This window comes from Nostoc sp. (genome assembly GCF_054880495.1).
Genome location: NZ_JBTYKD010000213.1, coordinates 1 through 19,127, shown reverse-complemented (window position 1 = coordinate 19,127; position 19,127 = coordinate 1). Strand labels below are relative to the sequence as shown.

Annotated in this window: 11 protein-coding genes; 3 read left to right on the top strand and 8 right to left on the bottom strand. The window is 42.3% G+C overall.

Annotated elements, in window-relative coordinates; genetic code table 11:
- Positions 1–599 precede the first annotated feature (599 nt).
- Positions 600–1,274, bottom strand: coding sequence for an S-layer homology domain-containing protein (locus tag ACYTXL_RS19675; protein ID WP_461926219.1), 675 nt, complete (start codon positions 1,272–1,274; stop codon positions 600–602).
- Positions 1,275–1,533: 259 nt separating this feature from the next.
- Between ACYTXL_RS19675 and rpiA the strand changes: the two genes are divergently transcribed.
- On the top strand, positions 1,534–2,244 hold the full coding sequence (gene rpiA / locus ACYTXL_RS19670) for a ribose-5-phosphate isomerase RpiA (RefSeq protein WP_461926217.1): 711 nt from the start codon (positions 1,534–1,536) through the stop codon (positions 2,242–2,244).
- 59 nt (positions 2,245–2,303) lie between these two features.
- On the opposite strand, the gene ACYTXL_RS19665 is transcribed toward rpiA, so the two are convergent.
- The 4 genes from ACYTXL_RS19665 to ACYTXL_RS19650 form a co-directional block, all read right to left on the bottom strand.
- Complete coding sequence (locus tag ACYTXL_RS19665) at positions 2,304–3,458, bottom strand: SpoIID/LytB domain-containing protein (protein WP_461926216.1); 1,155 nt, start codon at positions 3,456–3,458, stop codon at positions 2,304–2,306.
- Positions 3,459–3,848: 390 nt separating this feature from the next.
- Positions 3,849–6,062: a GumC family protein gene (locus tag ACYTXL_RS19660; RefSeq protein ID WP_461926215.1), complete on the bottom strand. Its 2,214-nt coding sequence runs from the start codon at positions 6,060–6,062 to the stop codon at positions 3,849–3,851.
- An 814-nt stretch (positions 6,063–6,876) separates the two neighbouring features.
- On the bottom strand, positions 6,877–7,836 hold the full coding sequence (locus tag ACYTXL_RS19655; protein WP_461926214.1) for a ribonuclease Z: 960 nt from the start codon (positions 7,834–7,836) through the stop codon (positions 6,877–6,879).
- 425 nt (positions 7,837–8,261) lie between these two features.
- On the bottom strand, positions 8,262–8,984 hold the full coding sequence (locus ACYTXL_RS19650) for a cyclase family protein (protein ID WP_461926213.1): 723 nt from the start codon (positions 8,982–8,984) through the stop codon (positions 8,262–8,264).
- A gap of 626 nt (positions 8,985–9,610) precedes the next feature.
- On the opposite strand from ACYTXL_RS19650, the gene ACYTXL_RS19645 reads away from it, so the two are divergent.
- The gene (locus tag ACYTXL_RS19645) at positions 9,611–11,107 is read left to right on the top strand and encodes an aldehyde dehydrogenase family protein (protein ID WP_461926212.1); all 1,497 of its coding nucleotides are present in this window, start codon (positions 9,611–9,613) and stop codon (positions 11,105–11,107) included.
- Between the two features lie 941 nt (positions 11,108–12,048).
- Here ACYTXL_RS19645 and ACYTXL_RS19640 read toward each other — a convergent pair.
- Positions 12,049–13,047: an RNA polymerase sigma factor, RpoD/SigA family gene (locus ACYTXL_RS19640; RefSeq protein ID WP_461926211.1), complete on the bottom strand. Its 999-nt coding sequence runs from the start codon at positions 13,045–13,047 to the stop codon at positions 12,049–12,051.
- A 662-nt stretch (positions 13,048–13,709) separates the two neighbouring features.
- Positions 13,710–15,380: a transglutaminase domain-containing protein gene (locus tag ACYTXL_RS19635; RefSeq protein ID WP_461926210.1), complete on the bottom strand. Its 1,671-nt coding sequence runs from the start codon at positions 15,378–15,380 to the stop codon at positions 13,710–13,712.
- A 256-nt stretch (positions 15,381–15,636) separates the two neighbouring features.
- On the opposite strand from ACYTXL_RS19635, the gene ACYTXL_RS19630 reads away from it, so the two are divergent.
- Complete coding sequence (locus ACYTXL_RS19630) at positions 15,637–18,495, top strand: cation-translocating P-type ATPase (RefSeq protein ID WP_461926218.1); 2,859 nt, start codon at positions 15,637–15,639, stop codon at positions 18,493–18,495.
- Positions 18,496–18,605: 110 nt separating this feature from the next.
- On the opposite strand, the gene ACYTXL_RS19625 is transcribed toward ACYTXL_RS19630, so the two are convergent.
- Positions 18,606–18,953 (bottom strand): hypothetical protein, encoded by a 348-nt coding sequence (locus ACYTXL_RS19625; RefSeq protein ID WP_461926209.1) that lies wholly within the window; start codon positions 18,951–18,953, stop codon positions 18,606–18,608.
- Between the last annotated feature and the right edge of the window lie 174 nt (positions 18,954–19,127).

Sequence of the window (19,127 nt, the reverse complement as noted above, 5' to 3'; positions counted from 1 at the left end):
TTTGAAATTCTGGCTCCCCTTCTCCCAAATCTGCGAGAAGGGGTTGGGGGATGAGGGCAAATCCTTTTGATTACCGAAGAACTACAGGTTTCAAAATAGACGTGGTTTAGCTAGTCATTTGACGATTCTTGTCAAAAATATTTGCAATAAATCTTTAATAATTGGTATCAATTAGGGTATAAAATAAATAATTTAACTAACTAGCAGACATTTAATGCTGGTTCAGTTGCAGTTAATCCTAGCTGAAGCCGAATATATAGTTGCAGATAATCCTGGTTTGCTCAGGTCTTGATTGCAGGTTTGAGCGATTAGCGTTGCAGGTCGCTTTCCGCACTTCGAGATGTAGTAGAGCGATATTTAAGAATATTTCCTAAAAACAGTCAATTATTAAGTATTAATACTGAACAATTCTTAGTGATTTATGATTGATATTTAACTAAAATTGGCGAAATATTCGTATATACAAGATGAAGTGGGAACGATGGGATGCTAAGTATCTAATATCGTTTTTGATTGGCGCGTAATTAATTGCGTCCACAACTGCGATGCACCTGCCCCTTTTTTGTAACGTGAGCGATCCATAAAGACTTTATATTGAGCTAAGGTGATTGTGGGCTATTTGGAATAATCGGAACTTCTGGTGTTTCGGGTTGTTGCTGTTGTCGTTGCAAATATTTACTCAATATATAAGCCATATCCCCACGGGTCACGGGTTTTAATGGGAAAATATTGCCTTGAGCATCTGTATTGAGAAATCCTTCAGTAGCTACTGTAGCGATCGCTTTTCTAGCCCAAGCTGGGATAGACTTTTCATCTGGATGTGCAGCAAGAATCTCATTAACAGCGTCATCGGAAAACTGAAATACACCATAAGCCTGGGCGAAAATAGCCAGAGCTTCTGCCCTTGTCACCTTTTGGTTAGGGAAAAATTCATTGCCTCGATAGCCTTTCATGATATCAGTTTTTAAGACTGTCTGTATATCATTAAATGCCCAATAAGAACGAGGAACATCTGGAATAGTTAAATTTTCTTTGTTAACAGCTTGTCTTTTATCTAGCCGAAATGTTTTGACCATAATTGACGCTAATTCAGCCCTACTCAGTAATCTTTCTGGATAAAACTTACCATCGGAAAAGTTTGTCATCCATTTGACAGCAGTTACCTGTTGAATGGAATCAGATGGAATTTCAGAAGTAGTTTCTGGTACTTGAGCAATTGCTGGCAAGCTTTGTAGTAGTGCCACTAAAGATAGAGTAATTGAAAGCTGACGCATCATGATAACCACTTTTAGCTGCTAAATGAATTTAAAAAACTACGTTACTGAAGTTAACGCAAAATTTGGTGTTCCTAATAACCTGTAACTCACTTAATGACGAACTTCGGCTGGTCAATGTTGCGTAGCTACGTAGGGTATTAGCTGGTTTTCATATCAAGGGAGTAGAAATCAGCAAAAACTTGTTTTTTACCTTTCATCTTTTAGCGTTATCTCCCCACTACTATGGACTATAGTCAGTTTTTCAGGAGTTTTGGGAATGACAGCAACAGCAGATCCCGTAAAGTTGATGAAGCAAGAAGTTGGCAAGGCCGCCGCAGCCCTAGTCAAGTCGGGTTCCATTGTGGGGTTGGGTACGGGGTCAACTACAGCATATACGATTCAGTATTTAGGCGATCGCCTCAAGTCCGGTGAACTCAAAGATATCATTGGCATACCTACCTCGTTTCAATCAGAAGTGCTGGCCAAGCAGTACGGTATCCCTCTCGCCACCTTGGACGCTATCGACCACATTGATATTGCCATTGATGGGGCTGATGAAGTTGATCCGCAGAAGAATTTGATTAAAGGCGGTGGTGCAGCACATACCCGCGAAAAAGTCGTAGACTACCTAGCAGAACAGTTTATCGTTGTGGTAGACAGTGGGAAGTTAGTAGACCGCTTAGGTTCTAGTTTCGCTGTACCCGTGGAAGTGATTCCAATGGCAATTACTCCTGTTACCAATGCCATCAAAAAACTTGGTGGCAAACCCGAACTCCGCATGGGTGTAAAAAAAGCTGGCCCAGTAATCACTGATCAAGGAAATTTTGTCTTAGATGTCAGATTTGACTCGATTGAAGATCCAGCCAACCTAGAAAAGATATTAAATAACATTCCTGGCGTTCTGGAAAATGGCATCTTCGTTAACTGTGTCGATTTAGTTTTGATTGGTGAAGTCAAAGATGGTCAGCCATTAGTGCGACAACTGTAAGAGTAGAGATTTTGGATTTTAGATGTCTCTAAAATCCAAAATTAAGCAATAGGAGTGGACTACTTCGCCTGAATTGGTGTTAGGGCTACACCTTGATAATAATGTCCCAAAATTTGCAGGTGGTTTACTCCTTGCCGAGCCAGATTGTACGCCCCCCACTGACTCATGCCTAAACCATGACCGTAGCCAAGCCCTTGCAGTACAAAACTACCATCGGCTCCCTTGGTGACGGTAAAGCGGGTACTTTTTAACTTGAGGGCTGTTCGCACTTCCTCGCCCTGTAGAATCTTCGTGCCCTTGTTGCCGACAATTTTCAAGATTTTAACACTGCGGAAAGGTGAGTATGTCTCTGGAATCATTGCCGTCACACTCCCCACCTGAGGAAATTTAGCGCTAATTTCAGTAGGTGAGAAGGTTTTCACCCAACTACACTCGCGGATATTTTGATCGTAGTCTTGAACAGCACGTAGGTAAGGCTCGTTGCTTCCCCAAACATCTTCCACGTTTTCAGTGTGTCCCCCAGAACAAGCATGGAAAACTGAGAGAATAATCCGGTTTTTGTAAGTTAGTACCTGCCCTAGTGTGGAATCGACTGCGGCGTAAGTAGAAGGAGCTTCACTGATGACACCTTTGTAAATTTGCCAACGATCGGGGGTATTACCTAAATCGTAAACGGGATTATTCCGTTGTTTTTCTCGTTCGTAGAAGGCATAAGTACGGGCTGCGATCGCTTGGGCTTTTAAAGCTTCTTGAGGCCAGCTAGCATCCATTTCGCCACCAAGAACGCTGTAGAGATATTCTTGATCATCAACCCAGTTAACAGCAGTTAAGCCTTTTTCTGTAGGAACAACCAGAGTTCTACCCCGATACCAGCGATCGCCAATATAAACGAATCCTTTACCAGTTGGCTCAATCCAAAATAAACCAGACTGCCACTTATCTAAAGCAACTCCCCCAGAAACAGCTTGGGCATAATATGCACTCATCGCTGGTAACTCTCCGAGAGTCCGGCCGGTACTATCCTTGACGATTCCAGTGGTGGAACTGCCCACTTTTACCTGATTAACACCCCTCTCAATTGCCACGCGCAGGATTACAGACGCTTGGGCTGGTGCAACTAAAGCTATCCATAAAAGGATACCTACCCACCAATGACGTACTTTAATCTGGGAAAATAAACAGCCTAAGTAAAGTTGGAATTTCATGCTGATCATCTAATCACAGTAGTATCTAATTGACGCTCTCAACTATGGCGTTTATTACTTTAAGATGAGACACTTCTCCAACGCAGGAGGTTGCCACCTCCTACTTATTATGCATTTTGCTTTAGCTATAGGACTAGTATTTAATTTTTGAAATGCACGTAGTAGACCCTTTAGGCTAAAATAGTGCATTAGAGGTAGGTTGGGTGGAGCGGAGCGCAACTCAACTGATTATCAGGATGTTGGGTTACGCAAAGCCTCCACCCAACCTACAATTTTTTTGCAACATTTTAGCCTAGACTGCCTCTTCCCAATGCCCAATACTTCTCTACGAGAGGCTGCGCCAACGACGCCTCTCAGTACAAGTCAGTACAAGTGCCCAATGCCCCCTACTTCTTCGCTCTATGATGCCAATACCTTTTGAGAATTGCTCACTTCATTAGCGATAATTCCAATTAAATTCAACTTACTCAAAATTTCTGTAGCTTGAGTTAGTTCAGTTCGCGTCACTTTCCCCATACGCTCTACCATCACAATAGCATTGCAAAAAGATGCCACAATCCTGGCATCAACCGTGCCTAAAATAGGTGGAGCATCTATCAGTACTAGGTCATAACTTTGCTCAAACAACTCTATTAGTTCTTTCATCCGTTGAGAACTGAGCAACTTCACCGTGTCTTCCGGTTCCGGTCCAGAAGTCAAAATATCAATGGAGGGGTGAATGGGCTGGATGTAATCTTGAAAACCAGTAGTTGTCTCATCAACTAATAACAGAGATAGTCCCCAGTTATTGGATAGTTCCAGGATTTTGTGCAAGCTAGGATTCTGCAAATTAGCATCAATAACTAATACCCGTCGATGCATCCGAGTAGCACTAGCCACAAGCCCTAATACTAAGGTTGTCTTCCCTTCTCCTGGTAGTGCTGAAGTAAACATCAGCGACTTCAAGGGTAAAGGATATTTTAATATTTGAATATTTTGGTAAATCATGTCCAGGTTTTCATGGACAGGCAATCTAGTAATGGCTTCTATTACAGAGTCATCTGAACTTCGCCGCCGATTCCAAGGCAGACCCAGCCGCCGCTTTTTCCCACCACGCGACGGTAGTTTTGGTACTGACCCCAGTACACGCAGGTTCGTCAGTTTCTTTAAATCTCCCGCACAATAAATAGCGTCATTAAACTTTTCCAAAATCAAGGCTGATAAGATACCTAAAATCGGCCCAATTACCGCTCCTCCAACCAAAAGTAATAATCTGTTGCTCCCCATATAAGTACCCAGAGCAGGTTCTGTCAAAACTTGCCAGTTATATCCTTCCTGAGCAATTTTTAGTCCCAAGGACTGTTGCGCCTGAAGCAATTGTTCAAGGGTTTTGCGACTACTTTCTACCTTTGGCAGCAGACGGTTATACTCTGCTATTAAACTTGGGTATTTGTTTACCTCAGAGCGTAGTCGCTGTTCTGACTCGGCTAGATTCTTTTCATTGGCAGTTAGTCCTAAGACAGTTGTCTGCACCAGAATAAACTCGTCTAATAGCGTTGGCTCAACCCCTACCATTTGCCCTTTGAACAGAGGTTCTCCCTTATTGCTACTAGTAATAGCTTTCACCTCTTCTCGTAATAGCGACAATTGACTTTGGCGTTGCTGCTTTAGCTTTTGTACCGATGGGTAATCGTCTGTATAACGCAGCCGCTCCTTAGCCAATGCTAGTTCAGTCTTTTGAATTTCACTCAATAATCCTTGGTAGCGGCTTGACTGATTTAAACGAGAAGAAATTAGTTCATTTTGCTGGGATGAAGACGCTATTTGTTGCTCTAGGTTATTGTAGCGAGCGTTTACATCTTGAAGGTTGGCACGAGTGCTTTGTAGCTGTTGTTGAATATCGGCTAGAGATTCTAGCAGGATTTTACTTTGGACTTCAGGATCGAGTAATTTATGTTTCTTGCGAAACTGTTCTAAATTTTTCTCAGCTTTACTCGCCTCTTTTTTTATTTCAGGTAGGCGAGTGTTTACAAAAGCTAGTCCCTGATTCAGACGTTCTTTTTGTTGGTCTTTGTTATAGTTTTGATAGACTTTCTGTAGAGTTTGAAGTACTCTTTGTGCTTTGACTGGATTATCATCATTAAAAGAAACTTCAAATACTTGATTAAAAATTTTATTAGTTCCTATGCCTCCCTCTTCTGGAGTGACTTCTAGAGATGCTTTTTTGTTCTGTCCTGTTTGCCCATTGATATCTTCTAAAGTAATATCAGGATAATCAGAATGAAGTAAATCTACAGCTTTCTGGAGGAGCTTAGAACTCAGCATAAGTTTCATCTGAGTAGTGGAATCAATAACTTGAGAACTGGAATCAGTAATCTGAGTATCTCCCCCGACTGGGATATTATTTGACTGTGCCCCATCAGATAAATTGGAACTCACCAATATCTGCATATTGCTCTGGTAGGTAGGCTTGGCTATGACAGCTAACAGGCTAGCAGCTGACATCACTACACAGGAAACTCCCAAGATTAGAAAGCGTCGGCGAAGCAAAATACTAGATAGTTGTCTGATGTCAACTGCGCCTTGTGCTGAAGTAGTAACCTGTTGCTCTTGATTCAGACTGATCTTAGCCACTATCAAACTCCTCTAATATCGAAACACTATATTTATTTGGAAGATTTATGAAAAATGTGAAATGATTTTTTTACACCTAATAGCTGCAACAACATACTTAATTATGCTTCCAACGATGACAAGCTCACTTGGCATAATATTATGCCAAGTGGCGCTTTCATGCTCATCAATTCATGCATATAAATTCTTAATCAGTGTTGAAAGAATAAATTTTCAATAAATATTTTATTTAAGGAAGAAAAATCTTAACGGGAAATTAATTATTTTTCCTAAATATTTAAGTAAAAAATTCTCTGATTCACAACCTTACTATATATTAAAGTTCTTTTGATAACTCGTAATCTAAAAAAAACATTCAGAAAAATATTTAAGCCATACTATTTATATATTTTTGATACACTTAGTTAACCGTAAGTAAATTATTGGTTAACTAGTTGACTTATTCCTAAAATTAAACTACTGTCTATTTGCTGGACGTTATGAGTTGGATCACTAAACTCCAAGACAGAGCCTGGTTAATTTAGGAGCATCTCACTTTCGTAGAAAGCCTAAACCTCACCCCAGCCCTCTCCGTGAGTTCGGAGAGGGAGCAGGAATCTTCTTTCTGCTATGGTGTAGTGTATTTGCTTTCACTGAGATGCTCCCGGTTAATTTTAGATTAGGGACTTCTAAATAAAAAAATATCCAACTATTTATTGTGGGGTGAGCGACACGAGAGCCTTTGGTTACTGGGCTCTCGTGTCGCCCACCCCACAAGTAGTAGTAATTTATTTCTTGGAAGTCCCTTAGAAGGGTTCAATCTAAAATCCAAAATTTAAATGCCTACCTTGGTTAACTCTACTTCCCGTCGCCTGGGTACTTCATGAATCATAAAATCATAAGCCATATCAGTACGGGGAAAAATTGCACGGGCTTCCTTGAGGAGATCCTTCAATTCCAAGGTATTTCCGGGAGCATAGCGGGGACTAAAATGACTCATAATCAGTCGATGTGCCCCAGCCGCTAAAGCTGTTTGCGCTGCCATTGTGGTTGTGGAATGCAACCGTTGAAAAGCCATATCTGCATCTTGATGGGCAAAGGTTGCTTCGTGAATTAATACATCTGCATCATGAGCTAATTGCACTGCACCATCACAATAAATTGTGTCTGTACAATAGGCAATTTTTCGACCAATTTCTGTAGGTCCGCATAATTGGCTGCCATCAATCACCCGTCCGTCGGCAAGGGTAACTGTTTCACCCCGCTTGAGTTGACCATAAATGCGGCCTGGAGGAATTTGCAACGCCTTGGCTTTTTCCACATCAAAGCGTCCTGATCGGTCTTTTTCGGCTACGCGGTAGCCGAAAGCTGTAATGCGGTGATGCAAATCACCGCAGCTAACGGTGAAGTCATTGTCTTCATAAATTACCCCTGGACGGATAGCATGGATTTTAATGGGGTAAGAAAAGTGTGTGTAGGAGTAACGTGAGGCGGATTGAATGTAATCATTTAATCCGGGTGGACCATATATATCAATTCGTTCCACATTGCCAGCCAAGCCACAAGTAGCAAGAAGTCCCATCAAGCCAAAGATGTGGTCGCCGTGCATATGAGTGATAAAAATTCGGGAGAGTTGACTGATTTTCAGTTCACTCCGCATAATTTGGTGCTGAGTACCTTCGCCACAGTCGAATAACCACAGTTCTGCCCTTTGAGGTAATCTCAGGGCTACACTGGAAACATTGCGCGATCGCGTGGGTACACCTGAACTCGTCCCTAAGAATGTTATCTGCACAGCGTTCTTTAGTTTTCCTATTCCTCAATTTGCAACTCTATTTTCTATAGTGACACGGTTCGTGAGCAAAATACTTTTGAGAGGAAGTCGCCTTTTTGAACTGGGAATATTATACTAATTTTAGATTAATTAAGAGGCAATCTCAAACAGGTTCTTGATTCTATCTCTGCCGAAGCGAGCGCATCGATTTGTGGATGGAATTACATACCTCTGCTTTATTAAGTGCATGTTCAGTTTTAATACTAAGTTGCAATCAGATGTAGTAAGCTAATGAGCATTTAAGTTGCATAAAAGTAGGGCTGTTCGCGAAGCGTTCCCGTAGGGTAGCCCTTAGTACAAGCGAATCATTCTGGAAAAATGAATGACGATTAGCTTAGGGTATAAAAAGAGATTATTCTTAACAGATGTCAAAGTTCTGATCAAAATTAAGGGACGAACGCCAACACCCCCACCGGAGAACCAGAACCACCACGTAATCTCAGAACTGCGATCGCTAGAGTAGTACCTTTAGGTGGCAGTTGATCCAAATTTGTCAGATTCTCCAACACAATGCGTGGTTTTTCTAAAACTAAGCGGTTAATCGCAAAAGTGTTATCCTGTCCAGTATCTACGCCATGAGTATCAATTCCTACCCCTGCTATTTGCCGTTCATCCAGTAACAATTCAGTCGCAGCGCTGCCAAACCCAGGAAAGTGGGCAATTCCTTCAGCATCATGATTCAGGAATGCACTTTTATCAAACCACTTTTTTTGCCAACCAGTATTCAGTATAACTACGCAGCCACCAGAAATTTTACCGTATTGTTTTTCCCAAGCCCGAACATCAGCAACAGTCAGGGCATAATCAGGATTAGCGTCTGTGGCTTGGCGAATATCTATGACTACCGCAGGTACAACCAAAGACTGGGCTGGGTATTGATCAATTCCCATAGCATAACTATGAAAACTATTAGGGGCATTGATATGGGTAGCGCTATGTTCTCCCAAGGAAAAACGCCGCAGGTAATAGCCATCATTATTTAGTTCAGCTACAGTTTCAAATTCTACTGTGGGATCTCCAGACCATTGGGGAATATCTATGTCAATTACATGACTTAGGTGGATAATGCGTGTGTACGTGATACTATTTTGACTTTGGGGTTGTATCATCCCAGCCTTCTATATTTGTACTCAGGGATTTTTTTAAAGGTGCCATGCCCTTCTCTACGAGAAGCTGCGCGTAGCTTGCTTCCACAAAGTAGTACGGCGCAGGCTCAGGGTAAGACCTGTGTTGGGCGACGCCGGAGCAAAGATAGTACTACCATTAGAACGGTTTTTAATCGATTCAACTGCAAAATTTCTACTTCTAATTTACTATAATAACAAAAATAATCCCCCCAATTCCTAGAAATTCTAGGTTTTTGGGGAGGTTCAAATATTGCAGAAAAAAATGAATTAATCTTAATTTAACAGCCAATAGGTTAAATTTTAATTAATCATAGTTTTAATTTAAGTTATCTAAATAAGTCAGCATGATAAAACTTAGGTATCTTTAGTTTTGTAAAAATTGTTAAATTACTGACTTAATAAGATGTTCGCTGATTTTAGATTTCGTCACGTAGGTTAATTTTTTAACGCCGACTTACTTATGTGTCAAGGAAGTTGTTTGACTTTGTTTCTTCTTAAAATCACGAATATTTTCAGGATAGCCGTCTGCTATAACTTGAGGATAACCTAAGAAAGCAAGCAAACTTAATACACAAATTTCAGTAGTTCATCAGCCGGAGATTTTCAAGATGACAACTCCGCTATCTTGCCGCAATTACATCGATGGTAAATGGTTGAGTGCTGTAGGGGAAGCAACCCTGGAGCGCCGCAACCCTGCTGACAAAACCGAAGTCGTTGCCACATTTACCCGTTCCCAAGCCAAGGATGTAGATACAGCAGTAGCCGCCGCCCGTAAAGCCTACCACAGTTGGCGCAAAGTCCCAGCCCCAGCTAGGGCAGAATACATCTTTCGGATTGGGGAAATATTACTCCAGCATAAAGAAGAACTTGCCCAGTTAATCAGTCGGGAAATGGGTAAACCTCTGACAGAAGCCAGGGGAGATGTGCAAGAAGGTATTGATTGTGCGTTTTACAGTGCAGGCGAAGGGCGGCGACTATTTGGGCAAACCACACCGTCGGAAATGTCCAATAAATTCGCCATGACTGTGCGGATGCCCATAGGAGTTTGTGCCTTAATTACTCCCTGGAATTTCCCAGTGGCAATTCCTTGCTGGAAAGCTATGCCAGCCTTGGTATGTGGTAATACAGTCATCCTCAAACCTGCTGAAGATACCTCCGCCTGTGCAACTAAATTAATTGAAATTTTCCAACAAGCAGGTTTACCACCAGGAGTAATTAATTTGGTGCATGGTGTGGGAGAAGAGGCGGGGAAAGCTTTGGTTGAGCATCCCAATGTAGATTTGGTATCGTTTACTGGTTCTTCAGAAACGGGTGCCTTTGTCGGCGCTACTTGCGGACGCACTCACAAGCGCGTCTGTCTGGAAATGGGGGGTAAAAATGCTCAAGTGGTGATGGAAGATGCGGATTTGGAACTTGCTCTCGATGGTGCAGTGTGGGGAGCATTTGGGACAACCGGGCAACGATGTACGGCTACCAGTCGCCTGATTTTGCATCGTGATATCAAAGAAAAATTTACCACCATGCTCTATGAGCGTACCAGTAAGTTACGCTTGGGTGCTGGCACTGACCCGAATACAGATATCGGCCCGATTGTCAATGAAAAGCAACTCCAACAGGTGAGCAAGTATTTGGATATCGCCCGTCAGGAAGGAGCAAAGGTTTTAATTGGTGGAGAAATTGCTACTGAAGGCTCACTGAAAAACGGTTATTTCTTTCAACCAACTATTTTGGATGATGTAACTGGTGATATGCGAGTTGCGCGTGAAGAGATATTTGGGCCAGTAGTGGTATTGATTGAGGTTAGTTCTTTTGAGGAAGCGATCGCAATTCTCAACGATAGCAATTACGGTCTTTCTTCTTCAGTTTACACCCGCGATATCAACCGGGCTTTTACTGCCATGCGTGACATCGAAGCAGGTATCACCTATATTAACGGCCCGACTATTGGTGCAGAGGTACACTTGCCTTTTGGTGGTGTGAAACAAACCGGTAACGGACACCGCGAAGCTGGAACTACTGCAATGGATGTTTTCACAGAATGGAAAAGTGTTTATGTTGACTTTTCTGGAAGTTTGCAACGCGCTCAGATAGATAACCGTAGTTAATTATATCCGCTATTAACACTTTCCCGACTGCAAAACTTTCGCTGCACCTGTAGATACGTTTACCTTCAAGGGTGACTACTACAGTTTGCCGAACTTCGTCCCACTTTTAACGCGCCCCTCTCGTCTGGATTTGCTAATGGAGATTCTGGATATGCCGTTGCCTGTGCGGAATACTTGAATTTAGTAGGGATGAGATTTGCTCATCCCTATTCACTAATGTCTCTAAATTAGATTCGTTAAATCCCAAAAAACCTATATTCTCTAAGAATGTATTGCACAAATTTATCATATCCTTTTGAATTCTGATAGTAATCATCTTAAGAAGAATATTCAACAATTTCTGATACACCATCGGAATTTATATGAGTCATAGTCAAAGGGTTTTCTCTAGCGATTGAGCAGATTGAAGTTTGGATCTCTTTAATGTTTTTCAATGCTAGTTCATGGCTAAATTTGCCTTTTTTTAAATATATAGTTTCAGACATTCTCAAAGCCCAATTACGAAATACCTAAACCTCATCTAAGTTTATAAGCGTAGTTTTTGCCCTCACCCTAAATCCCTCTCCCATATCTGGGAGAGGGACTTTGACATTCTGGCTCCCCTTCTCCCATATATGGGAGAAGGGGTTGGGGGATGAGGGCAAATCCTTTTCATCACCGAAGAACTACAGATTTCAAGATAGACGCGGTTTATGTAGCTTATTGTAATACAAAAAATAGTATTTTCTCCTAATTCGGATGATCGCTCAACCCAAAGAGGTGAGAATCATGAGCGACATGAAGAAGGCGTATGAAGTCGCAGCGATCGCACTACTGCGAAATCCCTCTTTTCATCTCTTCCAATAACAATTTCTTGCCTGCCTTAAATTCTTCCCGCGCATTCAATCTCTGGTTTTGTAGATTGCGATGCCTACGGTGGACTACGCCTACGCCCATCAGAACTAACTAGCTAGATAGCTGTGTATCTTATCCTTATGTCTTCGTAGAACACCCAAAGCTTGTTGCTCTACCTGTCGGACTCGTTCTCGACTAATACCCAGACGTTGACCAATCTGCACTAAAGAAAGTTCATTTCCATCTGTTAAACCAAAACGTAAAGTTAATATTTCTCGTTGCTGAGGATTTAATTTTAACAATAAATTTTGAATATTTTGTTGGAGAAACTTTTGGTCAGCGTATAATTCTGGGGAAAGTCCATCATCCTCCAACATATCTTGTAATTCTGTATCTTTTTCTGAGCCAACTCGCAATTCTAGAGAGACAGGTTGACGTGCTAAAAGTAAATAATCTCGAATTTGTTTGGGATCTAAAGATAGTTCTTCGGCGATATCAAGTGCGGTAGGAGTCCGACCTAATTTTTGAGTTAGTTCACGTTGAATACGCTTGATTTTGTTCAGTTTTTCTGTAACATGAATAGGCAAGCGGATAATACGTCCTTTTTCGGCGATCGCTCGTGTAATTGCTTGACGAATCCACCAATAGCCATAAGTTGAAAACTTGTACCCTTTACTAGGGTCAAATTTCTCAACTCCTCGCTCTAAACCTAAACTTCCTTCTTGAATTAAGTCGAGAAAATCTAGGTTATGTCTTTGATATTTTTTAGCAATAGACACCACAAGTCGCAGGTTAGCCTGAATCATTTTCTGCTTGGCTTGATGTCCCTGACGTAGCTGTTGCAGCAGTGATTTTTCGCCGATATTTATATTTTCCACCCACTCTTGTTGTGTCGGTTGACGCTTTAATTGAACAGCTAATTTTTCTTTGGCAGCAAGTAAAGCCATCATCTGTTGAACTTGCTTGGCGAAATTAATCTCTTGCTCAGGAGTTAATAAAGGTATACGTCCAATCTCGCTAAGATAAGTACGCACTGTATCAGCAGTATATAGAGGTTTTTCATTTTTCTTACTTACTTCTAGAGACTGGCTAGATAGATTACTCATAGTTATTTGAACCTTCAGAAATACTTGTTGGTTTAAAGGGAATTAACAATTCAAAATTCACAATTGTACCCTTACAGGGAAGCAAGCTACGCACAGCGTCTCATAGAGAAGAGAGTTTCAAAATTAAATTGTGACTGAAATCGGTTTGTAGCTTGACTTTCAAAGGTAAAAATCAAGAATTTGTGAAGATTTTTGTGGTTTTTGTCAGGTGTTATTATTTGCCAAAACTAATATTTGTTAACTTAAGAGCTTGATGTGACAGGAGCTTGTCAAAGAATTGAAAAAGTTATGTCTGTCCAAATTCCAGGGGATTTCAAGGAAGGTGAAATACACAACCTAAGTCTCAAAACCAGGCATAAAGCCTGTTTTACTTCAGAATTATCCTGTAACTAGCCAGACATCATGTAGACTATGACGCATGAAAGTACTTTTCCTTCCTTCTGTGGTTAAGTCTTTATAGTTTTATCCTAAGTCAAGTTACGTTTTGGGAATCTAAGCAAAAAAATCACTCCTGCAAGTGTTGCTACGACGTACACACAAGTCATCGAATTACCTAAAACAAAACAGCCTCTTGAAGTTCTGAAAAAATATATCCAATATCCAGAAAAGCCGTCCTAGAAGGACGGGGTTTTAAACCCAATTTTTCGATAAATGGAATAAATTCAAAAGGGTGGCAATTCTTTAAGAATCGTAAACCGAATATGATTTATTGCCAAATCACCGATGGGGATATCTTCTTTGGTTAGCCGCGCACCTCGACTGGTTACTGTTTCAAAGGTTATACCTTTGCCAATTTCAATGTGATACCAACACAAGCCCATAAAAAAGCGCGTGGGATAAGGCCCACCTTCACCGATATCGTCAGGATTTGATTCCATTGGCAACCAGCCAAAATTCGGGACGTAAAACTCCAGCCAAACATGATTAAAGTCGGGTTGTAGCGGCACTCCTTGTAAGTCACTATGGGCAGGACATTTGTACCTACCGACGGTGCGGCAGGGGATGCCATTTAAACGGGATAGGGCAAGTAAGACGCCAACATATTCGCCACAGGAACCAACGCCCCGTTCTAAAACTTTATCTGGCGTGTCAATGTAAGGTTTAATACCGTAGGATAACTTATCGTAGACGTAGTTGCGGATGGTGTGCATTTTCCGCAGCACATTGGTTTCAGAACCAATCGCTTCTCTGGCGGCACGGCGAACAATGGGCGTATCCATTGCTAAATCGTCGTCATCGACTAAGTAGCGTGTTTGTAATTCTGGGGGCAGTTGCGGTATATTTTCCACATCTCTGGGTGTGATGCGATACTTAATTCCTCGAACTTCCAAAAGTGCTTTCCAGCCAAATATATGCCGTTCTCCTGGGGCCAGAGAATCAAATTTAAAGACTGCTACACGTTGCCCCTCTACGACTTCTTCGGTAAATGGTATACCAATGGATTCAACGTGTTTCACCTTTTGACGCTCAGTTTCAGATGGTAAGGCGATGCGCCATTCTACATCAGGTAAATAAACCTCATCTAAGGGTGCAATTTCCTCTGCATAAGACATTTCAATGAGATAGCCATTAGAGAGGGCGTAGCGCTGCTCTGGCTGATAATGATAATACAAAGGGTGAATAAAAGTGCGATCGCGGAATGTTAGCTCATGACTCGGATCAGCATTGGGGTTATCCCGAATATAAGCCTCCTCTGAGGCGTAAGCGACGTAAATACTTTCTTTGCCTGTTTCGTCATTTTTATGTATCGCTATGCCTGTGGGACATTCAAAGGGTGTCAGAACACTAAATTGAAGTTCTCCTGTCGCCCGATCCATTGCATAAACTGATTGTTCAGTGCGATCGCAAATCCACAGCATTTCTTCACTTACTGCCAAATTCTCTATCCCAACGCCTGGGGCATAAAATCTGGTAATCTCTTTTCGCGTTTCGCGGTCAAAAATCAGAATGTAGCCCAGCCTTTGGGAACTGACATAAACTGTTGTTTCCCAAACAGCAACGCCGTCAGCAGGGTAAGGCAATGTTACAAAATGTTGCAGACTCAAATCATTGAGCTTGCACAAGTAAACACTATTTTCTCGGCTGACCCACAGGGTATTTTCCCAAGCCGCCAGACCAGTGGCATCGGTAAATTCTTTAACTTGATGGGGATTAAGAATTTTGCTGTTGTCAGAGGTGGGATCAATCTCCAGTAGATGCCCTTTAATACTATCAATGGCAATCAGTCTATCTTTAATGAAAGCAATGCCACACAGGGTAGCAGCAGTAAGCGGTCGAATTGTTTTTTGCCCAAACATCTGGCTTGCGGTCAAAGTGGGGAGTGCAAAACTCATAGAACCTTGTGGGAAGTGTAATGCTCTGTAACAAAGCTTCAAAGCTCTATTACTGACAATTATCGGTAGGATATGTTCCGAAAAACTCTTTCGTGAGAAATAAGACTATCTCAAAAAAGTATAAATTTACAAATATTAAGAATTACCTATACACTCATACAACTGGGCGATCGCCTGAATGTAACTTTAGGACATGGTTTTCCAGCCATCACTAAATTATGATCGAATTTTGTAACCATTTCCTGTGACCTACACGATGTCTGCTAATTCTCTGCCTGAAGGTGCCGGTGTTTGGCATAGTTTAGAAGTTAATAAAGCCTTAGACCTGCTCGAAAGTAATCCAAACAGTGGCTTAACACCCCAAGAAATTCAACAGAGGTTGCAAAAATACGGACCCAACGAATTACAAGAAACTGCTGGCCGTAGCGCTTGGGAAATTCTGCTGGATCAGTTCAAGAACATTATGTTGTTGATGCTGATTGGCGTAGCTCTGATTTCTGGGTTTTTAGACCTGATGCGTTTGCAGTCTGGCCATTCCAAGCCTGGTGAAGTGCCATTCAAAGATTCGATCGCTATTTTAGCAATTGTCATCCTCAATGGCATACTCGGCTATGTCCAAGAAAGCCGTGCCGAAAAAGCCCTGGCAGCCCTGAAAAAAATGACCTCTCCCTTAGTGCGGGTGATCCGCGACACCAGACAGGTGGAGATAGCAGCCAAGGAACTAGTTCCAGGGGATGTAATGCTGCTAGAAGCTGGGATGCAGATAGCCGCAGATGGGCGTTTGATTGAAGAGTCTAATTTACAAGTGCGTGAGTCGGCATTGACGGGTGAAGCCGAAGCGGTGAATAAACAAGCATCACTACAATTGCCAGCAGAAACAGATTTAGGTGATCGCTTAAATGTCGTGTTTCAAGGAACTGAAGTAGTCCAAGGACGCGCGAAGGTTCTGGTAACTAACACCGGCATGACAACAGAACTAGGCAAAATTGCCACTATGTTGCAGTCGGTGGAAAGTGAACCGACACCGTTACAGCAACGGATGACTCAACTGGGTAACGTCCTAGTTACGGGTTCTTTAATTCTCGTGGCGATCGTTGTCGTCGGCGGTGTGATTAAGGACGGAGGTTTTAAAAACATCCAAGAACTTTTGGAAGTTTCCTTGAGTATGGCGGTTGCTGTGGTGCCAGAAGGTTTACCAGCTGTAATTACCGTCACCCTGGCACTGGGAACTCAGCGAATGGTGCGCCAAAACGCCTTGATTCGCAAACTGCCAGCCGTGGAAACATTGGGTTCTGTGACAACCATCTGTTCTGATAAAACCGGCACCCTGACTCAAAATAAAATGGTGGTGCAATGGGTTTACACGAATAACAAAACTTTTCGCGTCACCGGCGAAGGTTATGCTCCCACAGGGGACTTTCAGTTAAATGGTCAAAAAATTTCCCTAGATGAGTCTCCAGAAATATTAGCGTTGTCAGTCGCCTGTGCCGTTTGTAATGATTCGGTGTTGCAAAAAGAACAAGGTGAATGGGCGATTTTGGGAGATCCCACAGAGGGGGCATTGTTAACACTGGGGGCAAAAGCTGGAATCGAAAAAGACCAGTGGAACAGTAAGTTACCTCGCGTTGCGGAGTTCCCTTTTTCCTCCGAACGTAAGCGGATGAGCGTGATTTTTCAGGTGCAGAAAGTTGCGACTCTGGAAGCGGCTTCCAGAGGCGTTGACCCAGCGATCGCTAGTTTATTACAATCTGAACCTTACTTAATGTTTACCAAAGGTTCTCCAGAGTTAATTTTGGCACGTTCGACTCAGATTCATTTGGGCAATCACTCAACCCCCTTGACTGAAGAACAACGCCAGAAAATTTTAGCAGAAAATGACCTTATGGCAAGTAAAGGTTTGCGGGTGCTAGGTTTTGCCTACAAACCCCTGGTACAGATTCCACCGGAACGTGCCGATGAAACATCGGAGCAAAGCTTGGTGTGGCTGGGATTGGTAGGAATGCTAGATGCACCACGCCCAGAAGTAAGGGCAGCAGTCCAAGAATCTCGAGATGCAGGTATTCGCCCAGTAATGATTACTGGCGACCACCAATTAACAGCACGAGCGATCGCTACCGATTTAGGAATTGCCCAAGAAGGCGACCGTGTCCTCACAGGTCAAGAATTACAACGGATGAGTGACCAAGAATTAGAGCAAAACGTTGACTTAGTAAGCATCTATGCCAGGGTTTCCCCAGAACACAAACTGCGAATTGTCCAAGCACTGCAACGCCGGGGCCGATTTGTAGCGATGACAGGCGATGGTGTCAACGATGCTCCAGCCCTCAAACAAGCCGATATCGGCATTGCAATGGGCATTACTGGCACTGATGTCAGTAAAGAAGCTAGCGATATGGTGTTACTTGATGACAACTTCGCTACCATTGTCAGCGCCACCAGGGAAGGCAGAGTTGTTTATACCAATATCCGCCGCTTTATTAAATACATTTTGGGCAGTAACATTGGTGAAGTTCTCACAATTGCTGCTGCACCCCTAATTGGTTTGGGAGGCGTTCCCCTGACTCCCTTACAAATTCTTTGGATGAACTTGGTGACAGACGGTTTACCAGCCTTGGCATTAGCTGTGGAACCTCCAGAACCGGATGTAATGCAACGTCCGCCTTTTAGTCCCCGCGAAAGTATTTTCGCTAGGGGATTGGGTTCTTATATAATTCGCATTGGGATAATATTTGCGATTATCACCATTGCCTTGATGTGGTGGGCTTATCAACATACCCATGCCCCAGAATATCACGGCGATCGCGACGCTTGGAAAACAATGGTATTTACTACCTTGTGTATTGCCCAAATGGGTCATGCCATCGCTATTCGTTCCAACAACCAACTGACTATCGAGATGAATCCCTTCTCGAATATCTTTGTACTAGCAGCTGTTGTTATTACCACGATTTTGCAGTTAATGCTAGTTTACGTCCCACCCCTGCGAGATTTCTTTGGTACTCACTACCTGAATATGCAAGAATTGGGGGTTTGTATTGGCTTCAGTGCCTTAATGTTTGTGTGGATTGAATTGGAGAAGATATTTCTGCGGATTATGGGCAAAAAAGCTGTGTGAGAGCATGGATGATGTTATTAAGCCAGAGCGTACATCATTGCCACAATCTAAGGAGGATACTCTAGAGTAGTTTTTAAGATGCGATCGTTGGAGTTAACGATCGCATTATTTCAGGAATTATTTCTAATCAACTGCAACAAGATAGACTCAAGACTTTGTAATGCAGCGTTTGTAGTGCGCTGATGTTCTTCAAAATTACGCTGATGTTGTTCATGGCTATCACGTAACTCAAGTAACACATCGTCCAAAATCGCACTACGACCCAGAACACGGTCAACGTTACTGGTAAGCTCTCTCATTTCCTGGCTGAGTTCATCCAGTTGTGCTTGAGTGTTAGCTTGTCTAATAGTTAAATTGTCTAATTGTTCTTGTGTACTAGTTTGTCTTTGTGCCAACCCCAAGATTATTTGTTCAATACGGTCTATTCGGTTAGGGAAGTATTCAGGTGCGTCAGTCATTTTCCTTGTGTTGAACTTCTACAATTTTACTTCTATAACCGTGTCTAACCTTCGTAGCGTTCTCTTTTCCTTCTGTTCCCTATGTACCTGAAAACTCTAAACCTTCGACAATTTCGCAATTATCAAGACCAAAAGGTTGAGTTTACTGCTGCTAAAACAATTTTGGTAGGTAAT

Excerpts from the sequence above, each read along its gene's own strand:
- ACYTXL_RS19665 (WP_461926216.1), bottom strand. The coding sequence starts at position 3,458 with ATGATCAGCATGAAATTCCAACTTTACTTAGGCTGTTTATTTTCCCAG.
- ACYTXL_RS19645 (WP_461926212.1), top strand. The coding sequence starts at position 9,611 with ATGACAACTCCGCTATCTTGCCGCAATTACATCGATGGTAAATGGTTG.
- rpiA (WP_461926217.1), top strand. The coding sequence starts at position 1,534 with ATGACAGCAACAGCAGATCCCGTAAAGTTGATGAAGCAAGAAGTTGGC.
- ACYTXL_RS19650 (WP_461926213.1), bottom strand. The coding sequence starts at position 8,984 with ATGATACAACCCCAAAGTCAAAATAGTATCACGTACACACGCATTATC.
- ACYTXL_RS19630 (WP_461926218.1), top strand. The coding sequence starts at position 15,637 with ATGTCTGCTAATTCTCTGCCTGAAGGTGCCGGTGTTTGGCATAGTTTA.
- ACYTXL_RS19625 (WP_461926209.1), bottom strand. The coding sequence starts at position 18,953 with ATGACTGACGCACCTGAATACTTCCCTAACCGAATAGACCGTATTGAA.
- ACYTXL_RS19640 (WP_461926211.1), bottom strand. The coding sequence starts at position 13,047 with ATGAGTAATCTATCTAGCCAGTCTCTAGAAGTAAGTAAGAAAAATGAA.
- ACYTXL_RS19635 (WP_461926210.1), bottom strand. The coding sequence starts at position 15,380 with ATGAGTTTTGCACTCCCCACTTTGACCGCAAGCCAGATGTTTGGGCAA.
- ACYTXL_RS19675 (WP_461926219.1), bottom strand. The coding sequence starts at position 1,274 with ATGCGTCAGCTTTCAATTACTCTATCTTTAGTGGCACTACTACAAAGC.